The organism is Bacillus sp. XF8 (assembly GCF_017498755.1).
In the GTDB taxonomy this organism is placed as follows: domain Bacteria; phylum Bacillota; class Bacilli; order Bacillales; family Bacillaceae_G; genus Bacillus_A; species Bacillus_A bingmayongensis.
In genome coordinates, this window is the sequence record NZ_JAGDQK010000066.1 from 1 (window position 1) to 13,318 (window position 13,318).

The following is a 13,318-nucleotide window of genomic DNA, read 5'->3' on the forward strand; positions in this document are numbered from 1 at the left end:
TTTCATTGATAAATTGTTTGGTATCGCATCATAATCTGTAATTTAGTAGGAAATTCAGGTCCTACTTTTTTAAAAATTTATTTTTGCACCAGAACCTCAAAAACAGCTTTTTATTATTGGCCAAACGCAATGATCCGTGAATATGTTGCAATTGTCGTTATGGGACGTAAACGACATATGAAATTTGTCTGGACTATTCTAGTAATCTCTATATTATTTTTTATATTAAGTTTATTATTCATATAGTTAGTGAGAAAACTTCAAGCTCTTTTAGGATTATCAAATTTATATTCACTAAAATATAAATTAAATTTAAGATCTAAACAAAATCTTGGCCTCACTTCAATTGAGAACAACAACCTTTTTCGGTCTTATCGCTCAATTGTTAAAAATAAAAACATGAAAAAGAATGCAGATTTGAAACCTGTATTCTTTTTCATTTCTTATTTTTATCCAAAAACTACTTAGCATTAGTTTTTTAAATGAGTATTCAACAAAAAGCCTATTTATTCTAAACGAGGTGAAAATGATTCTTTTAGAGAAGATACCACTCTTTAGTTCTAATGCAGAGATTATATAACTTCGAGGTAAAGATTATTCTTATATATAGTATAAGAATGGGTCTCATTTTGACCATAAGTAATAATGGTTTAAAATTAAGATATAAGATAAAGTTAATAAATAAATCGGAGGATGAAATGTATAAATTATTGATTGTTGAAGATGAAATGAATATAGCGGATACACTAAAAAAACATCTTGAAAAATATGGATACCATTGCCTCATTGTAGAAGATTTTCAAAAGGTATTAGAAATTTTTCAAGATTTTCAACCCCACCTTGTCATAATGGATGTTACCCTTCCTGCCTTTGATGGTTATTATTGGTCCCGTAAAATAAGACAAATATCGAATTGTCCTATTGTGATTCTCTCTGCTCGTATGAGTGAGGCGGATCAAGTGTATGGCATTGAAAATGGGGCTGATGATTTCATTACTAAACCTTTTTTACTAGGAGTGGTACTTGCAAAAATTAATGGACAAATTCGTCGTATATATGGCGAATATGCAAGGAATGTACAGGAGAAAATTTTCAAAATAGGAAATACAATTTTAAACTTGGACACTGTACGATTATGTACACCTAATCAGGAGGAGTTATTAACGATAAAAGAATTCCAGCTATGTACAATGTTCTTTGAAGCGTATCCTAATGTTGTAACAAGACAGCAATTACTTACAGCCATTTGGGATGAGGAAGAATTTGTCGAGGAAAATACCTTAACAGTAAATATTGCAAGATTACGAAAGAAATTAGAAGCTATTCATTCTACTTTAGAAATTACAACTATTCGAGGAATTGGCTATCAATTAACGGAGAAACTCACATGAAGTTATTTTTAAAAGACCATATGAGCTTTATTATTTTGTATACCATTACATTTATTAGCTTACCAATTGTGATTCATCGATTAGATGGCTTTGAAAATCATTATACCTATTTTATATTTCTAGCCTTCTCTCTATTAATCGTACTACTTTTTTGTCGTTATTTACGTCGTAAAAAAATGTATGCACATATTGGGAACAAGAACATCCATACGGACAGTTTCATGATTTATCAGCCAATTGCTCCATACGAGAAAGCATACGCAACTCAATTGCAATATATTCAATCCTTATTTTTATCAAAAGAAGAGGAGTATAAGAGTTCTTTACATAATCAGCAATTAATGATTTCTCATGCAGTTCATCAGATGAAAACACCACTTTCTGTCATTCAACTTCTTATACAATCCAATCAGTTTAAGGAACCAAATTCCCTTGCAGAATGGCAAAAAGTAAAAGTTGAATGTGATAAACTGAACTTCTCTTTAAATCAGTTACTAACGTATAGTCGCTCCACTAAATTATTAGCAGATTTAAAAATAGAACCAATTCCATTAAAACATATCGTACAGGAAGTTATTAACGATTTAAGGGATTATTTTATTGAGGAAGAAATCTTTCCTAAAAGCACTATACCAGAGCATATATTACTTTATTCAGATCGTAAATGGCTAAAGGTTGTGGTTTACCAGTTATTAAGTAACGCTGTTAAATATGGAGAAAAACACTCTTCAATTATAATCCATTATGAAAATGGACAGTTATTCATTAAAAATAAAGGAGAAACGATACCTGAAAGTGAAATAAAACGTGTTTTTGAATTATTTTACACAGGAACGAAAGGACGTACAAAAGGGGAAGCAACTGGCATCGGTCTATATTTAGTAAAAAGTATCCTTACTACATTAAATCATCCATACCATCTACATTCTAAAGATAAGGAAACAACATTTACAATAGATCTATCACGAAGTATAGAAACGGCTACCAAATAAGGTAGCCGTTTTGAATGTGACAATTTTGTCATCTTGCTGTCACATTGAGAGATGTTAAGAAGTAACAAGCATATTTATACTAAAATACTGAAAGATACAAAGGAGTGAAATACTAATGTCAAACAGAATCTTGAATGTAAAGGAGCTTCAAAAGGAATATACAGGTGAAATTATTTATAAAGCATTAAAAGGGATTGATTTTCATTTAGAAAAGAATGAGTTTGTTGCCGTAATGGGTCCTTCCGGTAGCGGAAAAACAACATTCCTTAACTGTATTTCCACAATCGACCCTCCAACTAAGGGATTAGTTACAATTAATTCAAAAAATCCTTATGAATTAAATGATACTGAACTAGCAAAGTTTCGTCGGACAGAATTAGGGTTTGTCTTTCAAGATTTTAACCTTGTTCATACTTTAACAGTAGAGGAAAATATTTTATTACCGTTGACACTCGACTCAGTACAAGCTACTGAAATGAGTAAGCGTTTAGAGAAAGTTACAACTTTCTTAGGGATTAAAGGAATTTTAAAGAAGCGTACATTTGAAATTTCAGGAGGACAAAAACAACGTGTGGCCATTGCGCGAGCTGTTATTCATGAACCTGGATTATTATTAGCCGATGAACCGACTGGAAACCTAGATTCTAAAGCAGTAAATGATGTTATGACGTTATTTGAATCAATTAATAAGACTTTTAACACAGCTATTTTAATGGTGACGCATGATGCCTATGTTGCAAGTTTTGCCCACCGCGTGATCTTCATAAAAGACGGTATCCTTTATAATGAAGTGCATCGAGGCAATAATAAAAAGGAGTTTTATCAGGAGATTATGGACACACTTACATTTTTAGGTGGTGGACAGCATGAGTTTTAATCATATAGTCCTTCAAAACATCTTGCGAGATAAATGGACATACATTTCTTACTTTTTGAGCAGTGTATTTTCTATTTTGATATTCTTCTTATTTTCGATTATAGCCTTCCATCCAATGATGGAAATTGTTGATACATCGAGTACACTTGGTCTTATCATGATGCTTATGAGTTTCATTGTTTACATTTTTTCATTTGCTTTCATCATCTATTCGCTGTTTGCGTTTTTAAAAAAGAAAATGAAAAATCTTGGTATTTTTATGATTACTGGAGCATCCATGAAGCAAGTGCGCAAAATGGTTTTTAGAGAAAATATGCTTATTGCTAGTGTGGCTATTATAACAGCAATCGTGTTAGGACTTATAATTGCCCCTTTATTTTTAATGGTTACTAAAAGAGTGTTACAAGCTGATAGCTTCGGTATGTATTTCCCAATACAATCCATTCTATTAACAATTGTCTTATTTACAATTTTGTTCTTTATCGTTTCTAAATTTACCACACGCTTTATTAACAAAGAAGAAGCGATCCATTTGCTAAAAGCAGATGTAACACAGGAAAAGTTAATAGCGCCTGCGCCATGGAAGCTGTTACTATCCGTAATTACCAGTGGATTCTTTATACTCTCACCCCTGTTAGAAATGAATTGGATTGAATCATCTGGAATGATCTATTACATTGGATTATTTGTTAGCTCACTATTAGCCATTTACTTTATTATTACGCAAGGAACGTTGTTAGCAATTCATACATTACAAAAACATACGTCATACTTAAAAAAAACAAATATGCTTTATGTTTCGAATCTCAAATCCAAAGGTCGTTCACATGCTAATCTTATCTATTTATTAACAGTATTGTTATTAGGGGTATTTGTATGTACAAGCGTATTGTACAGCTCCTATTATAATGTAAAAGGGAATGCAGAAGCTGCATATCCTTATAGCTTTCAATATATCTCACTTCCAGAAAATAAAAAAGAAGTTGAAAAAGAGGATATTACATTTATTGAATCTACTTTATCCAAACAAGGTAGTTATGATGCATATTATTCCGCGTTTAAGACAGATAAACAACGAAATATCGGATTTATGTCAGTTTCAAATTATAATGCACTTGGCTCTCATAAAGCGATTTCATTAAAGGGTGATGAGTACTATGTTGCTGCAGGTAATCATGACGTCCTTCCAAGTATTGAGGATATTCATGATTATCCGTTTGGAAACCTTAAATATGCGGGGCTTGAGAAACGAAATATTTTAACTTCAAGTTTCCAAAAGGTATATTATATCGTTTCAGATGAGGTTTATGAAACAATTGACTATCCCGTATTTAATGTATTTGCTTATGAAGTTGATCATTGGACAGAAAAACTTGAACTGTCCGAAACAATTCTCTCAAAAATTTCAGTAATACCGGATGAGCGACTGATATCTTCTAAAATTGATTTGTACGAGACTGAAAAAACTACAGCAAGCCTTCTATTCTTTATTGGTTTTATGCTGAGCATTATCTTTTTAAGTGCGGCAATGAGTATACTTTATTTCTATCTTCAAACGTCATTTGAAGAAGAAAAAGAAAAATATGCAGGAATCCGTAAAATTGGCTTTTCTGTAAAAGAATTAATTACTGTTGTGACCAAGGAGTTGTCAACTTTAATTTTTATCCCGTTTGCATTCGCATCTATACTTCTATGTGGAACATTGCTTGGAATGCGTAGCCATTTTTCATCAGCATTTTATGGCGTCACAGCAATAGGGGTAGGGATATTTTTATTGCTATTTGTTATAAGTTTTTTCATCATTCGACGAAGTTATTTGAAAAAACTAATGAATTAACAATATATGTATTTAATGGTCTAGCTACTTAATCTAAATATAATATAGCAAGTTTACCCAAAGTTGTACTATTCGAGAGGTTCTATTTTTTACAAAAGAACCTCTTGGACAAACAATTAATACTTTTTTATGAAAATATATTGAGTATGTAAGAAAACAAAATGGCGTTTCCAAAAGATTAATAGTATCTGAGTAACACGTAAAGTGGAGGTTTTATATTTTATGAAGTTAAATGCTTTTCAATTAAAAATATTTGCAATGATCCTTATGGTTATTGACCACGTGTATACTTACATTCCCGGTATGCCAATGTGGATGCATCATCCAGGACGTATTGTAGCACCCATTTTCTTCTATTTTGTAGTGGAAGGATTCTTCTATACAAGAAATCGTACAAAGTATGCTACACGTGTATTTATGTGGGCAGCGATTATGTTTGCAGGTTCAGCGATTATTCAATATATCTTCCCAACAGAGGGTGGATTACCAAATAATATTTTCTTGTCGCTTGGGTTTGGAATAGTGTTATTATGTGCCATTGATTATACAAAGCGTACAAAAAACTATCTACTAGGAATTCCAGCTACCATTCTTGTGGCTATATTAGGAATATTTACAGAGGCAAATATTTTTGGAGTGACAATGACTTTAATTTTCTACTTCTTTAGAGAGAAGAAAATGTGGTTAATTATCACATATGTATTACTTTCATTATCAGACGTTCCGACGTTACTTATGGTTGGAGAACTCTTTACAGATACAGGTCTATTTGGTTTCAATAATCAATGGATGATGGTATTTGCGTTACCATTCTTCTTCTTATATAACGGGGAGCGTGGTGTAAATAATGCATTTACAAAATATATGTTTTATATTTTCTACCCAGTCCACTTATGGATTATCTATACAATTGGATATTTTGTGAGTAAATAAAGATAAAAGCTTTGCATAATATGCAAAGCTTTCTCTTTTATTGTAGTATCTTTATTTTACTAGGAACTTATCCTCCTAGCAAAAACACAACTTTGTATATAACCCTTTTCATCCTATTCATATAGAGGTATCGCCAACATTTTTGAAAAAAACCACGTTAAGAGTTTTTAAGTCATTTTGACCATGTTTTAAATTATGTTGCATACAAAAGTGGTTTATTTTAAGTAAATTGTGTTGCGTTAGAGACCGATTTTAACAGCTTTTCTTCTTGTAATTAACGGGAAAAATTTCAAAGCATTTTATGCTGAAGTTTGCTTAACGTGGGGTTTTTTCGATTTGCTGGCGGTACACCTTTTAGTATAAGAATTTTTTTGAAAATACATTACTATATTTGAATAAGATATTTAATGGTACACTATACATTATGTAAGGACAAAGTGATTTTTGAAGGTGGTTATTAAAAGTGAAGAAAGTATCATTATGTTGGATAAGTTTGAGTTTGTTATTAAGTGCTTGTAGTGGAGACGATATTACAAAAAAAGAAGAGAAAGTTGTACAAAAAAATACGAAGGAAAATAGTATTATTCCGAAATATTCTATTTCTGATGATTATTATAGAACTATTATTCCTTTGAAAGAATAAAAAATGATAAATGTAGCTAATGAAAAAACTGATTCTAAATTAGATATAGATAGGTTTGAAACTGGTTTAATGGATATTGCTTCGAAACAATTTGATACAAAAAACCATTATTTACAAAGAAGTGAATATATTTCTCAAAAAACATTAGAAGAACTAATTGTAAAACAAGAAACACCCTATGTATCTAATATTATAGAACATGATTATTTTACTAAGAAAAATTCAGGAGAATTAAATCTAGCTGGTGTTGTTATTTGTTTAGCTATGACTTCAGATCATTCTAATGAAGAGGCGATTGCTAAGGGAAATGAGGTTGCTAATCAGCTTTTAAAAGTTCTTTATGATAATAAGAAATTTACAAAGGTTCCTATTACTTTTGCTATTTTTAAACAGGAAAATAATAGTTCTTTAAAAACTGGTGTATTTGTTTCTAGTGTTACTGTTCAAAAAGATGAGAATAGCATAGGGAAATGGGTTAATATTAATGAAAAAACTTTCGCTTATCCTTCTGATGAATTTCAGCAAATACATGGTATGGATTATAAAAAGTTAGATGATTTTGTTAGTGCATTGAAGAAGTTTTCTCCGACGGACTATATGCCTGTTAACGTTGAGGCTATATACAAAGGTGATAATATAGACAATTTAAATATGAATACTTTGATTAAATTTAATGGTAAATCTGAATTAATCGCTTTTACGCAAATAGCAACTCAAAGTATGTTAGATACTCTTCCTAAAGATATTAAGATTCAATTGAAAATAAAATCGGAAGAAAAAGTTGAAGCTATTATTATAAAAGAAAAAAATGAAGATCCATTTGTTTCTTTTTTTGAATAATAAAAGAAAATAACAAAAAAGACAGTTATTAACTGTCTTTTTTGTTCAATGTTTTAAAATAGTTTTAGCATTAGCGTTTTAAAACATTTTTTGAACATATTTAAAAGTAAGCGTAATATATTACAAAATATAGAAATAAATTTCAATAAAAAGTAACCTTTTATATTTGAGTATCTGTGAATTATGATATGATTTCAAGAAATTGGTGTGTTAGGTAATTCGAAATTTTATTATATTGGTTTGTAAAATTAAATATGGAAAGTATCTAGTATATTATCTTTTTCCTCTTTATTAATCCCAATGTATTTGAGTGTAATTTGTGGCGTGCTATGATTTAAGATTTCTTGCAACATGGCTACATCTTTTGTTTGTTTATAGAACCAATAGCCGAAGGATATCTTGTCAAGACATTTATTAAGCTTATTAAATCTTACACTTTACTTTGAATACATATAGTTAATGTATATTGTAAATTAGGAAGTTTTTAATATAATATTCAAAAGTTAAGGAGCATTTCTTTATTCAAGGCTCTTTTCGTAAAGTTTGTTGCTTTTATAAAATGATGTATTAGCAAAGGAAAATTATTGCGATTTGTAGAATAATTATCTTTAATCGTTATTCAACTAAATGGCAGTTTAGTTGAACAAGGATTATTGATTAACTCTGTCGAATATGTCCTTTAGCATTTCTTCCTGGCCCACAACAAGATTGTAAAAGGACTGCCTAAAAGGGTGCTTAGTTAAACAAGACCATCATTTCGATGGTTTATTTTTATGTACAGGACATCAAGTAGATTTCGGCGATTCAGTGTGAAATGTTTAAAACGACAAAAAACTTGGAAGTAAGCAAATTATCAATTGGTATTCTACAGATTTCTTTTGGAGTGGTTTCAGCTGAAGTCACAAAATAAAAAATGAGAAAGTTCGCAAAACTATATAATACTCAAAATATTATGTGAATATTAATAGTGTGAAGCTTATAATTGAACTGGGTGATTAAAAGTGACTATACAAAATAAAAAGATAATTGATATCTGTGATAACCGCAGACTATTCAAAAAATATTCACGTAACAGTATCCCAAGCGTAATCTTCATAGCAGGGTTAGGCGATAGCTATGAGACATGGAAAAAAGTCCAAGACCGAATATCGCAAAAAACATCAACCTTTTCCTATAACAGATCGGGTATTGGCAGGAGTCAAGTCGCATCCGTCCCGACGACTTGCTATGATCTAGTCGAGGAGCTCAACGAATTATTGCTAGCGCTTGAAGTGGAGAAGCCCTATATATTGGTGGGACATTCTTTTGGTGGTTTGGTCGCTAGATTATATGCCAGCCTTTATCCACTGAACATCTGCGGTATGGTTTTGGTTGACGCTGCACCGGAATATAAAGAACTTGCCTATGAAAAGGTTCTACCCGAAAATCTGCTTGCAAGAAATAGGGAATATTACGAGAATCCTATGTTGAATAGTGAGAAGATTGATAAAATACAAAGCTATAAGCAAATCGTTGATCATTCAAAGCAAAGTAACCTCCCTCTCGCAATTATTACAAGAGGTTTACCTGACAATGTTGAAGAGGGATGGCCATCTCAAGAAATATTAGAAATTGAGCAAAGACTCCAAGCAGAATTCCAATGGCTATCAACGTCAAGCAAGTACCGGATTGCTAGTCGAAGTGGACATTATATTCATCATGATGAGCCAGAAGTTGTTATAGAGGAGATTATGTTAATGTTGAAGGAGATGGGGAAATGAGCGATACAAGGACCAAATTGATGCTGGATTTGCAAAGGGTTCTGGTGCAAAAACTTCAGGGAAATTGCAAATAATCTCTAAATCTTGGACATACTGATACTATTACTCTAAAAAAGGTGTGTGATCGGTATGAAAAAGGAAAATTTGTTCAAATGGAAGCACTATCAACCTGATATTATCTTATTAACGGTAAGATGGTACCTACGGTACAACCTAAGTTTTCGTGATTTGGTGGAAATGATGGAGGAACGAGGTTTGTCTATTGCTCACACCACTATTATGCGTTGGGTGCATCAATATGGACCTGAATTAGATGAAAGAGTACGACGTCATCTTAAGACAACAAATGATCCCTGGAGAGTCGATGAAACGTATGTGAAAATAAAAGGGCAATGGATGTATTTATATCGCGCAGTCGATTCAGAAGGAAATACCATTGATTTTTATCTAAGTACATCAAGAGATAAACAAGCAGCCAAGCGCTTTTTCAAGAAAGCCTTGGCTGCTTCTCATATTTGTAAACCTCGCGTAATAACAGTAGATAAGAACCCTGCCTATGCTGTAGCAATTCAAGAATTAAAAGAAGAGAAACGTATGCCTGAAGGCATACAACTAAGGCAAGTTAAATATCTCAATAATATAGTGGAACAAGATCACCGTTTCATTAAGAAACGTGTACGTTCTATGTTAGGATTCAAGTCATATGAAACAGCCATTTCTATATTGAGTGGCGTTGAAACCATGCATATGATGAAAAAAGGACAACTTCACTTACAGGTGAAGTCTGCCCAAAATGAAGTTAGATTCATACATAAATTATTTGGAATTGCATCATAATCTACCATTGAACAGTCTATGCAGGTTTCTATGCCTCTATCAAATGATTTTTGCACCAGAACCGTAAAAATAAATAAAGTTCCACAAACGACCGTTTATGGCACTTGGGTGATTACACTAATTCACTGAATATATCATCTTTTATTTATTATATATAGTTTGGAAAAATTACCATTTACACACAATTAGTATTAGTGTATTATTCGTCTAGTACACTAATACTGAGGAGGGAAGAAATGGAAACTGAGTTTTCTCCTAATATCCCGATTTATATTCAGGTAATGGAATACATAAAAAAGGAAATTGTAACAGGTCGTTTAGCACCGGGTGATAAAATCCCAGCTGTACGTGAACTAGCCAGTGAATTACAAGTGAATCCAAATACGATTCAACGTACATTTCAAGAGCTAGAACGAGAAGGTATTGCTGTGACACGTAGAGGAAAAGGGAGATTTGTAACGAGTAAAGGAGAAAAGATTACTGAACTACGCAAAGAAATGGCAAAAGAGTTGCTTGATAATTTTATAAATGGAATGGACAATTTAGGATTTACAAAAGAAGAAATTCTTCCAATCCTCCATTCTTCATTAGAAAAGAAAAGGAAGGAAAACGAATGACAGAGTTATTAAAAATTGAAAACCTGTGGAAAAGATATAACTTAAAAACAGTGCTTCAAGATTTAAGTACAACAATTTCTGAAGGGAAAATTATTGGTCTTGTTGGTGATAATGGTAGCGGAAAAACGACATTATTAAAAATGATTGCTGGTTTGCGGTATCCTTCTAAAGGAACTATCACAATTGAAGGTAAGAAGGTAGGAATAGAAACAAAGAAAATTGTTTCATTTATGCCTGATAGTCCTGTTTTTGACGAGTGGATGACGATAAAAGATGCTGTAGTCTTCTATCGGGATTTTTATAGTGATTTTGATTTACATCAAGCAATGGACTTAATAGCTGAGTTTAAAATGCCCTTAGAAGAGCATATAGTTGCTTTATCAAAAGGTGAAGTGGAAAAATTACAACTTATCTTAACTTTCTCCAGGAAAGCAAAGTTATATATATTAGATGAGCCATTGGGTGGAATTGATCTTGTTTCTAGAAAACATGTACTAGATTTAATTCTTAAATTTTACCGAGAAGATTGTACCATTCTCATTTCAACTCATTTAATAGAAGAAATCGAAAGTATATTTGATGAGGTAATCTTTTTAAAAGACGGAAATATTGTATTACATGAAAACGTAGAGGAAATTCGTTTTCATCAAGGGAAAGCAGTACATGAGTTGTTTAGGGAGGTTTTTGAGAAATGAATCCACTTTTTCTCTATTTATATAAGTGCAATAGAAAAAAAATAGCTGTCTTTTATTCTGGTTTTATTATTATTTCTTTACTTCTTTTATTTAGTACGATAGGACTCTCAAGGGTACTACCTCCGTTTATAAAGGATTTAGTATTACTCATATTTCTGATAATAATTGGTATAGCTGCATTTTTACTTCTTTTAATAGCGCTGCCTTCTTTCAATAAAATATTAAAAAATTCTATGATTCGTTATACAGCCATCCCAACCCAAAAATATATATATGCGAATTTATTATTTTTCACATTAATGTTTATTATTTTATTAGGTATAGGCTTAATTTTTTCATATTATTTTTCACAAAGTCTTGATGATGGAAAAGTAATTGGTTATGATCCCAGTCTTTATGGTGGGGAAATAATCGGAGAATTCCGACAAGAATATCACAAGTTGTATAGTTACGGAATCTTCCAACACATATTTGCTTTTCTTTTATGGGGAATCGATTTCATGAGTATCCTTATTTCTTGTTATTTTATCATGGCAATTATACGGCTGTTTCCAGTGAAGTCATGGATGAGTAAAATAATTTTATTCATCATTTTCGTTGCTATTTTTTCAACAATACAAACAATAGTAATGAATGTGTTAAGTAAATTAGAGAAATATGCAGTTACTATTAAGAGTTCTGGGTTCATGGATAAGAATAATTTTTTTGATACATCATTTTACCCTAGTGAAGATTTCACTATTTTTGGTCTATGTTTTACTTGCTTGTTAATAATTGTACTCGTAGCGATTACAGGTCGCATTATCAATAAGAAATTAGAGATATAAAAAATTCACTTTACAAGTAAAAAATATTTTAGGAGGAAAGCATGAGAACATCTAATCCAATGTTAAAAAAAGACAAATTTCATGAAGAGAAGACAAACGCTTCTACGATGACTATAGGTGGAACGATAGGAAAAACATTTATTATGCTTATCTTACTTCTTGCAGCATCTGTCTATTCATACGTACAGGTGACACAAGGTACAATGAAAATGCCCGTGTTAGTTGGAATTATAATAGTTACTCTAATTGTTGCATTTGTAGTTATATTCATTCCGCGCATATCCCCAATTTGCGCACCGATTTACGCAGTGTTACAAGGAATTTTATTAGGAAGTATTTCAGCATACTATACAATGCGTTTTGGTGATTCCATCGTTTTAACTGCTGTATTGCTGACAATCTCGATTTTATTTGCAATGTTAGTTTTATATGCAACTCGAATAGTAAAAGTAACCAAAAAATTTCGTTCAGTTGTAACGGTTGCAACACTTGGAATTTTTATTATGTATTTTATCGTTTTCTTACTAGACATTTTAGGTGTGACTGTTCCATATATTCACCAAGGTGGAACAATTAGTATCATCATTAGTGCAATTGTAATTGTTGTTGCTGCATTAGATCTATTACTAGATTTTGATTTAATTGAAAATGGTGCACGTAGTGGGGCAGCAAAATATATGGAGTGGTATAGCGCGATAGGGCTCATAATGACATTAGTATGGTTATACCTTGAAATTCTTCGTTTTGTTTCTTACTTTATGAAAAATAAAGAATAGAAAAAATCCTGCATGTTTGAAACATGCAGGATTTTTTCTATCTCGTAGTATCAATTAAGTCACGTTAGCCTGTTGAAAATGTATATAGATGCTTTACAACGATTTTAATCCATACTTATAAACTTTCAGATACTCCCTTAGCTTACATGAAATTGGCTTTTGGTTTTTCTATGGAAAAAAACTCTTAGCGTACGAAATTCGCGTTTTGTTGGTGTTACCCCATCGCTATCAAGCTAACAAAACAAAATACCCCCTAAAATAAAAAAATACGCTATTCTTTCTGTAGAATCATA

At 31.6% G+C, this 13,318-nt stretch carries 11 protein-coding genes and 3 pseudogenes; 13 read left to right on the forward strand and 1 reads right to left on the reverse strand.

What is annotated here, in order from left to right:
* Positions 1-96 precede the first annotated feature (96 nt).
* From J4P91_RS27380 to J4P91_RS27410, 7 genes and pseudogenes are all read left to right on the forward strand, one after another.
* A pseudogene (locus J4P91_RS27380) lies at positions 97-246 on the forward strand (YdcF family protein); the annotation flags it as partial.
* A gap of 452 nt (positions 247-698) precedes the next feature.
* Positions 699-1,391: a response regulator transcription factor gene (locus tag J4P91_RS27385; RefSeq protein WP_207996599.1), complete on the forward strand. Its 693-nt coding sequence runs from the start codon at positions 699-701 to the stop codon at positions 1,389-1,391.
* On the forward strand, positions 1,388-2,383 hold the full coding sequence (locus tag J4P91_RS27390) for a sensor histidine kinase (RefSeq protein WP_207996600.1): 996 nt from the start codon (positions 1,388-1,390) through the stop codon (positions 2,381-2,383). The genes J4P91_RS27385 and J4P91_RS27390 overlap by 4 nt, the downstream gene beginning before the upstream one ends.
* Positions 2,384-2,498: 115 nt before the next feature.
* The gene (locus J4P91_RS27395) at positions 2,499-3,260 is read left to right on the forward strand and encodes an ABC transporter ATP-binding protein (protein ID WP_207996601.1); all 762 of its coding nucleotides are present in this window, start codon (positions 2,499-2,501) and stop codon (positions 3,258-3,260) included.
* On the forward strand, positions 3,250-5,097 hold the full coding sequence (locus tag J4P91_RS27400; RefSeq protein WP_207996602.1) for an FtsX-like permease family protein: 1,848 nt from the start codon (positions 3,250-3,252) through the stop codon (positions 5,095-5,097). Before J4P91_RS27395 ends, J4P91_RS27400 begins: the two co-directional genes overlap by 11 nt.
* A 222-nt stretch (positions 5,098-5,319) precedes the next feature.
* Complete coding sequence (locus J4P91_RS27405; protein WP_207996603.1) at positions 5,320-6,030, forward strand: TraX family protein; 711 nt, start codon at positions 5,320-5,322, stop codon at positions 6,028-6,030.
* Between the two features lie 463 nt (positions 6,031-6,493).
* Positions 6,494-7,513: pseudogene (locus tag J4P91_RS27410) on the forward strand (CamS family sex pheromone protein).
* Positions 7,514-7,761: 248 nt separating this feature from the next.
* Here the strand turns inward: J4P91_RS27410 and J4P91_RS27415 are convergent.
* Positions 7,762-7,908 (reverse strand): annotated as a pseudogene (locus J4P91_RS27415) (tyrosine-type recombinase/integrase); the annotation flags it as partial.
* A 606-nt stretch (positions 7,909-8,514) separates the two neighbouring features.
* Here J4P91_RS27415 and J4P91_RS27420 point away from each other — a divergent pair.
* From J4P91_RS27420 to J4P91_RS27445, 6 genes are all read left to right on the forward strand, one after another.
* On the forward strand, positions 8,515-9,273 hold the full coding sequence (locus J4P91_RS27420; RefSeq protein WP_207996604.1) for an alpha/beta fold hydrolase: 759 nt from the start codon (positions 8,515-8,517) through the stop codon (positions 9,271-9,273).
* A gap of 129 nt (positions 9,274-9,402) precedes the next feature.
* Positions 9,403-10,110 carry an IS6 family transposase gene (locus J4P91_RS27425; protein WP_207996605.1) on the forward strand — a complete coding sequence of 236 codons (708 nt, stop codon included), beginning with the start codon at positions 9,403-9,405 and terminating at the stop codon, positions 10,108-10,110.
* 236 nt (positions 10,111-10,346) lie between these two features.
* A complete protein-coding gene (locus J4P91_RS27430; protein WP_207996606.1) occupies positions 10,347-10,727 on the forward strand; it encodes a GntR family transcriptional regulator in 381 nt (126 codons plus the stop codon).
* Positions 10,724-11,422 carry an ABC transporter ATP-binding protein gene (locus J4P91_RS27435; protein ID WP_207996607.1) on the forward strand — a complete coding sequence of 233 codons (699 nt, stop codon included), beginning with the start codon at positions 10,724-10,726 and terminating at the stop codon, positions 11,420-11,422. The genes J4P91_RS27430 and J4P91_RS27435 overlap by 4 nt, the downstream gene beginning before the upstream one ends.
* A complete protein-coding gene (locus tag J4P91_RS27440; RefSeq protein WP_207996608.1) occupies positions 11,419-12,249 on the forward strand; it encodes an ABC transporter permease in 831 nt (276 codons plus the stop codon). Before J4P91_RS27435 ends, J4P91_RS27440 begins: the two co-directional genes overlap by 4 nt.
* 41 nt (positions 12,250-12,290) lie before the next feature.
* Entirely contained in the window at positions 12,291-13,025 is a 735-nt protein-coding gene (locus tag J4P91_RS27445; RefSeq protein WP_207996609.1) for a Bax inhibitor-1/YccA family protein, read from the forward strand.
* Positions 13,026-13,318 lie beyond the last annotated feature (293 nt).

Coding starts and splice junctions, on each gene's coding strand:
- J4P91_RS27430 (WP_207996606.1), top strand. CDS start 10,347: ATGGAAACTGAGTTTTCTCCTAATATCCCGATTTATATTCAGGTAATG.
- J4P91_RS27440 (WP_207996608.1), top strand. CDS start 11,419: ATGAATCCACTTTTTCTCTATTTATATAAGTGCAATAGAAAAAAAATA.
- J4P91_RS27400 (WP_207996602.1), top strand. CDS start 3,250: ATGAGTTTTAATCATATAGTCCTTCAAAACATCTTGCGAGATAAATGG.
- J4P91_RS27425 (WP_207996605.1), top strand. CDS start 9,403: ATGAAAAAGGAAAATTTGTTCAAATGGAAGCACTATCAACCTGATATT.
- J4P91_RS27405 (WP_207996603.1), top strand. CDS start 5,320: ATGAAGTTAAATGCTTTTCAATTAAAAATATTTGCAATGATCCTTATG.
- J4P91_RS27395 (WP_207996601.1), top strand. CDS start 2,499: ATGTCAAACAGAATCTTGAATGTAAAGGAGCTTCAAAAGGAATATACA.
- J4P91_RS27445 (WP_207996609.1), top strand. CDS start 12,291: ATGAGAACATCTAATCCAATGTTAAAAAAAGACAAATTTCATGAAGAG.
- J4P91_RS27390 (WP_207996600.1), top strand. CDS start 1,388: ATGAAGTTATTTTTAAAAGACCATATGAGCTTTATTATTTTGTATACC.
- J4P91_RS27435 (WP_207996607.1), top strand. CDS start 10,724: ATGACAGAGTTATTAAAAATTGAAAACCTGTGGAAAAGATATAACTTA.
- J4P91_RS27385 (WP_207996599.1), top strand. CDS start 699: ATGTATAAATTATTGATTGTTGAAGATGAAATGAATATAGCGGATACA.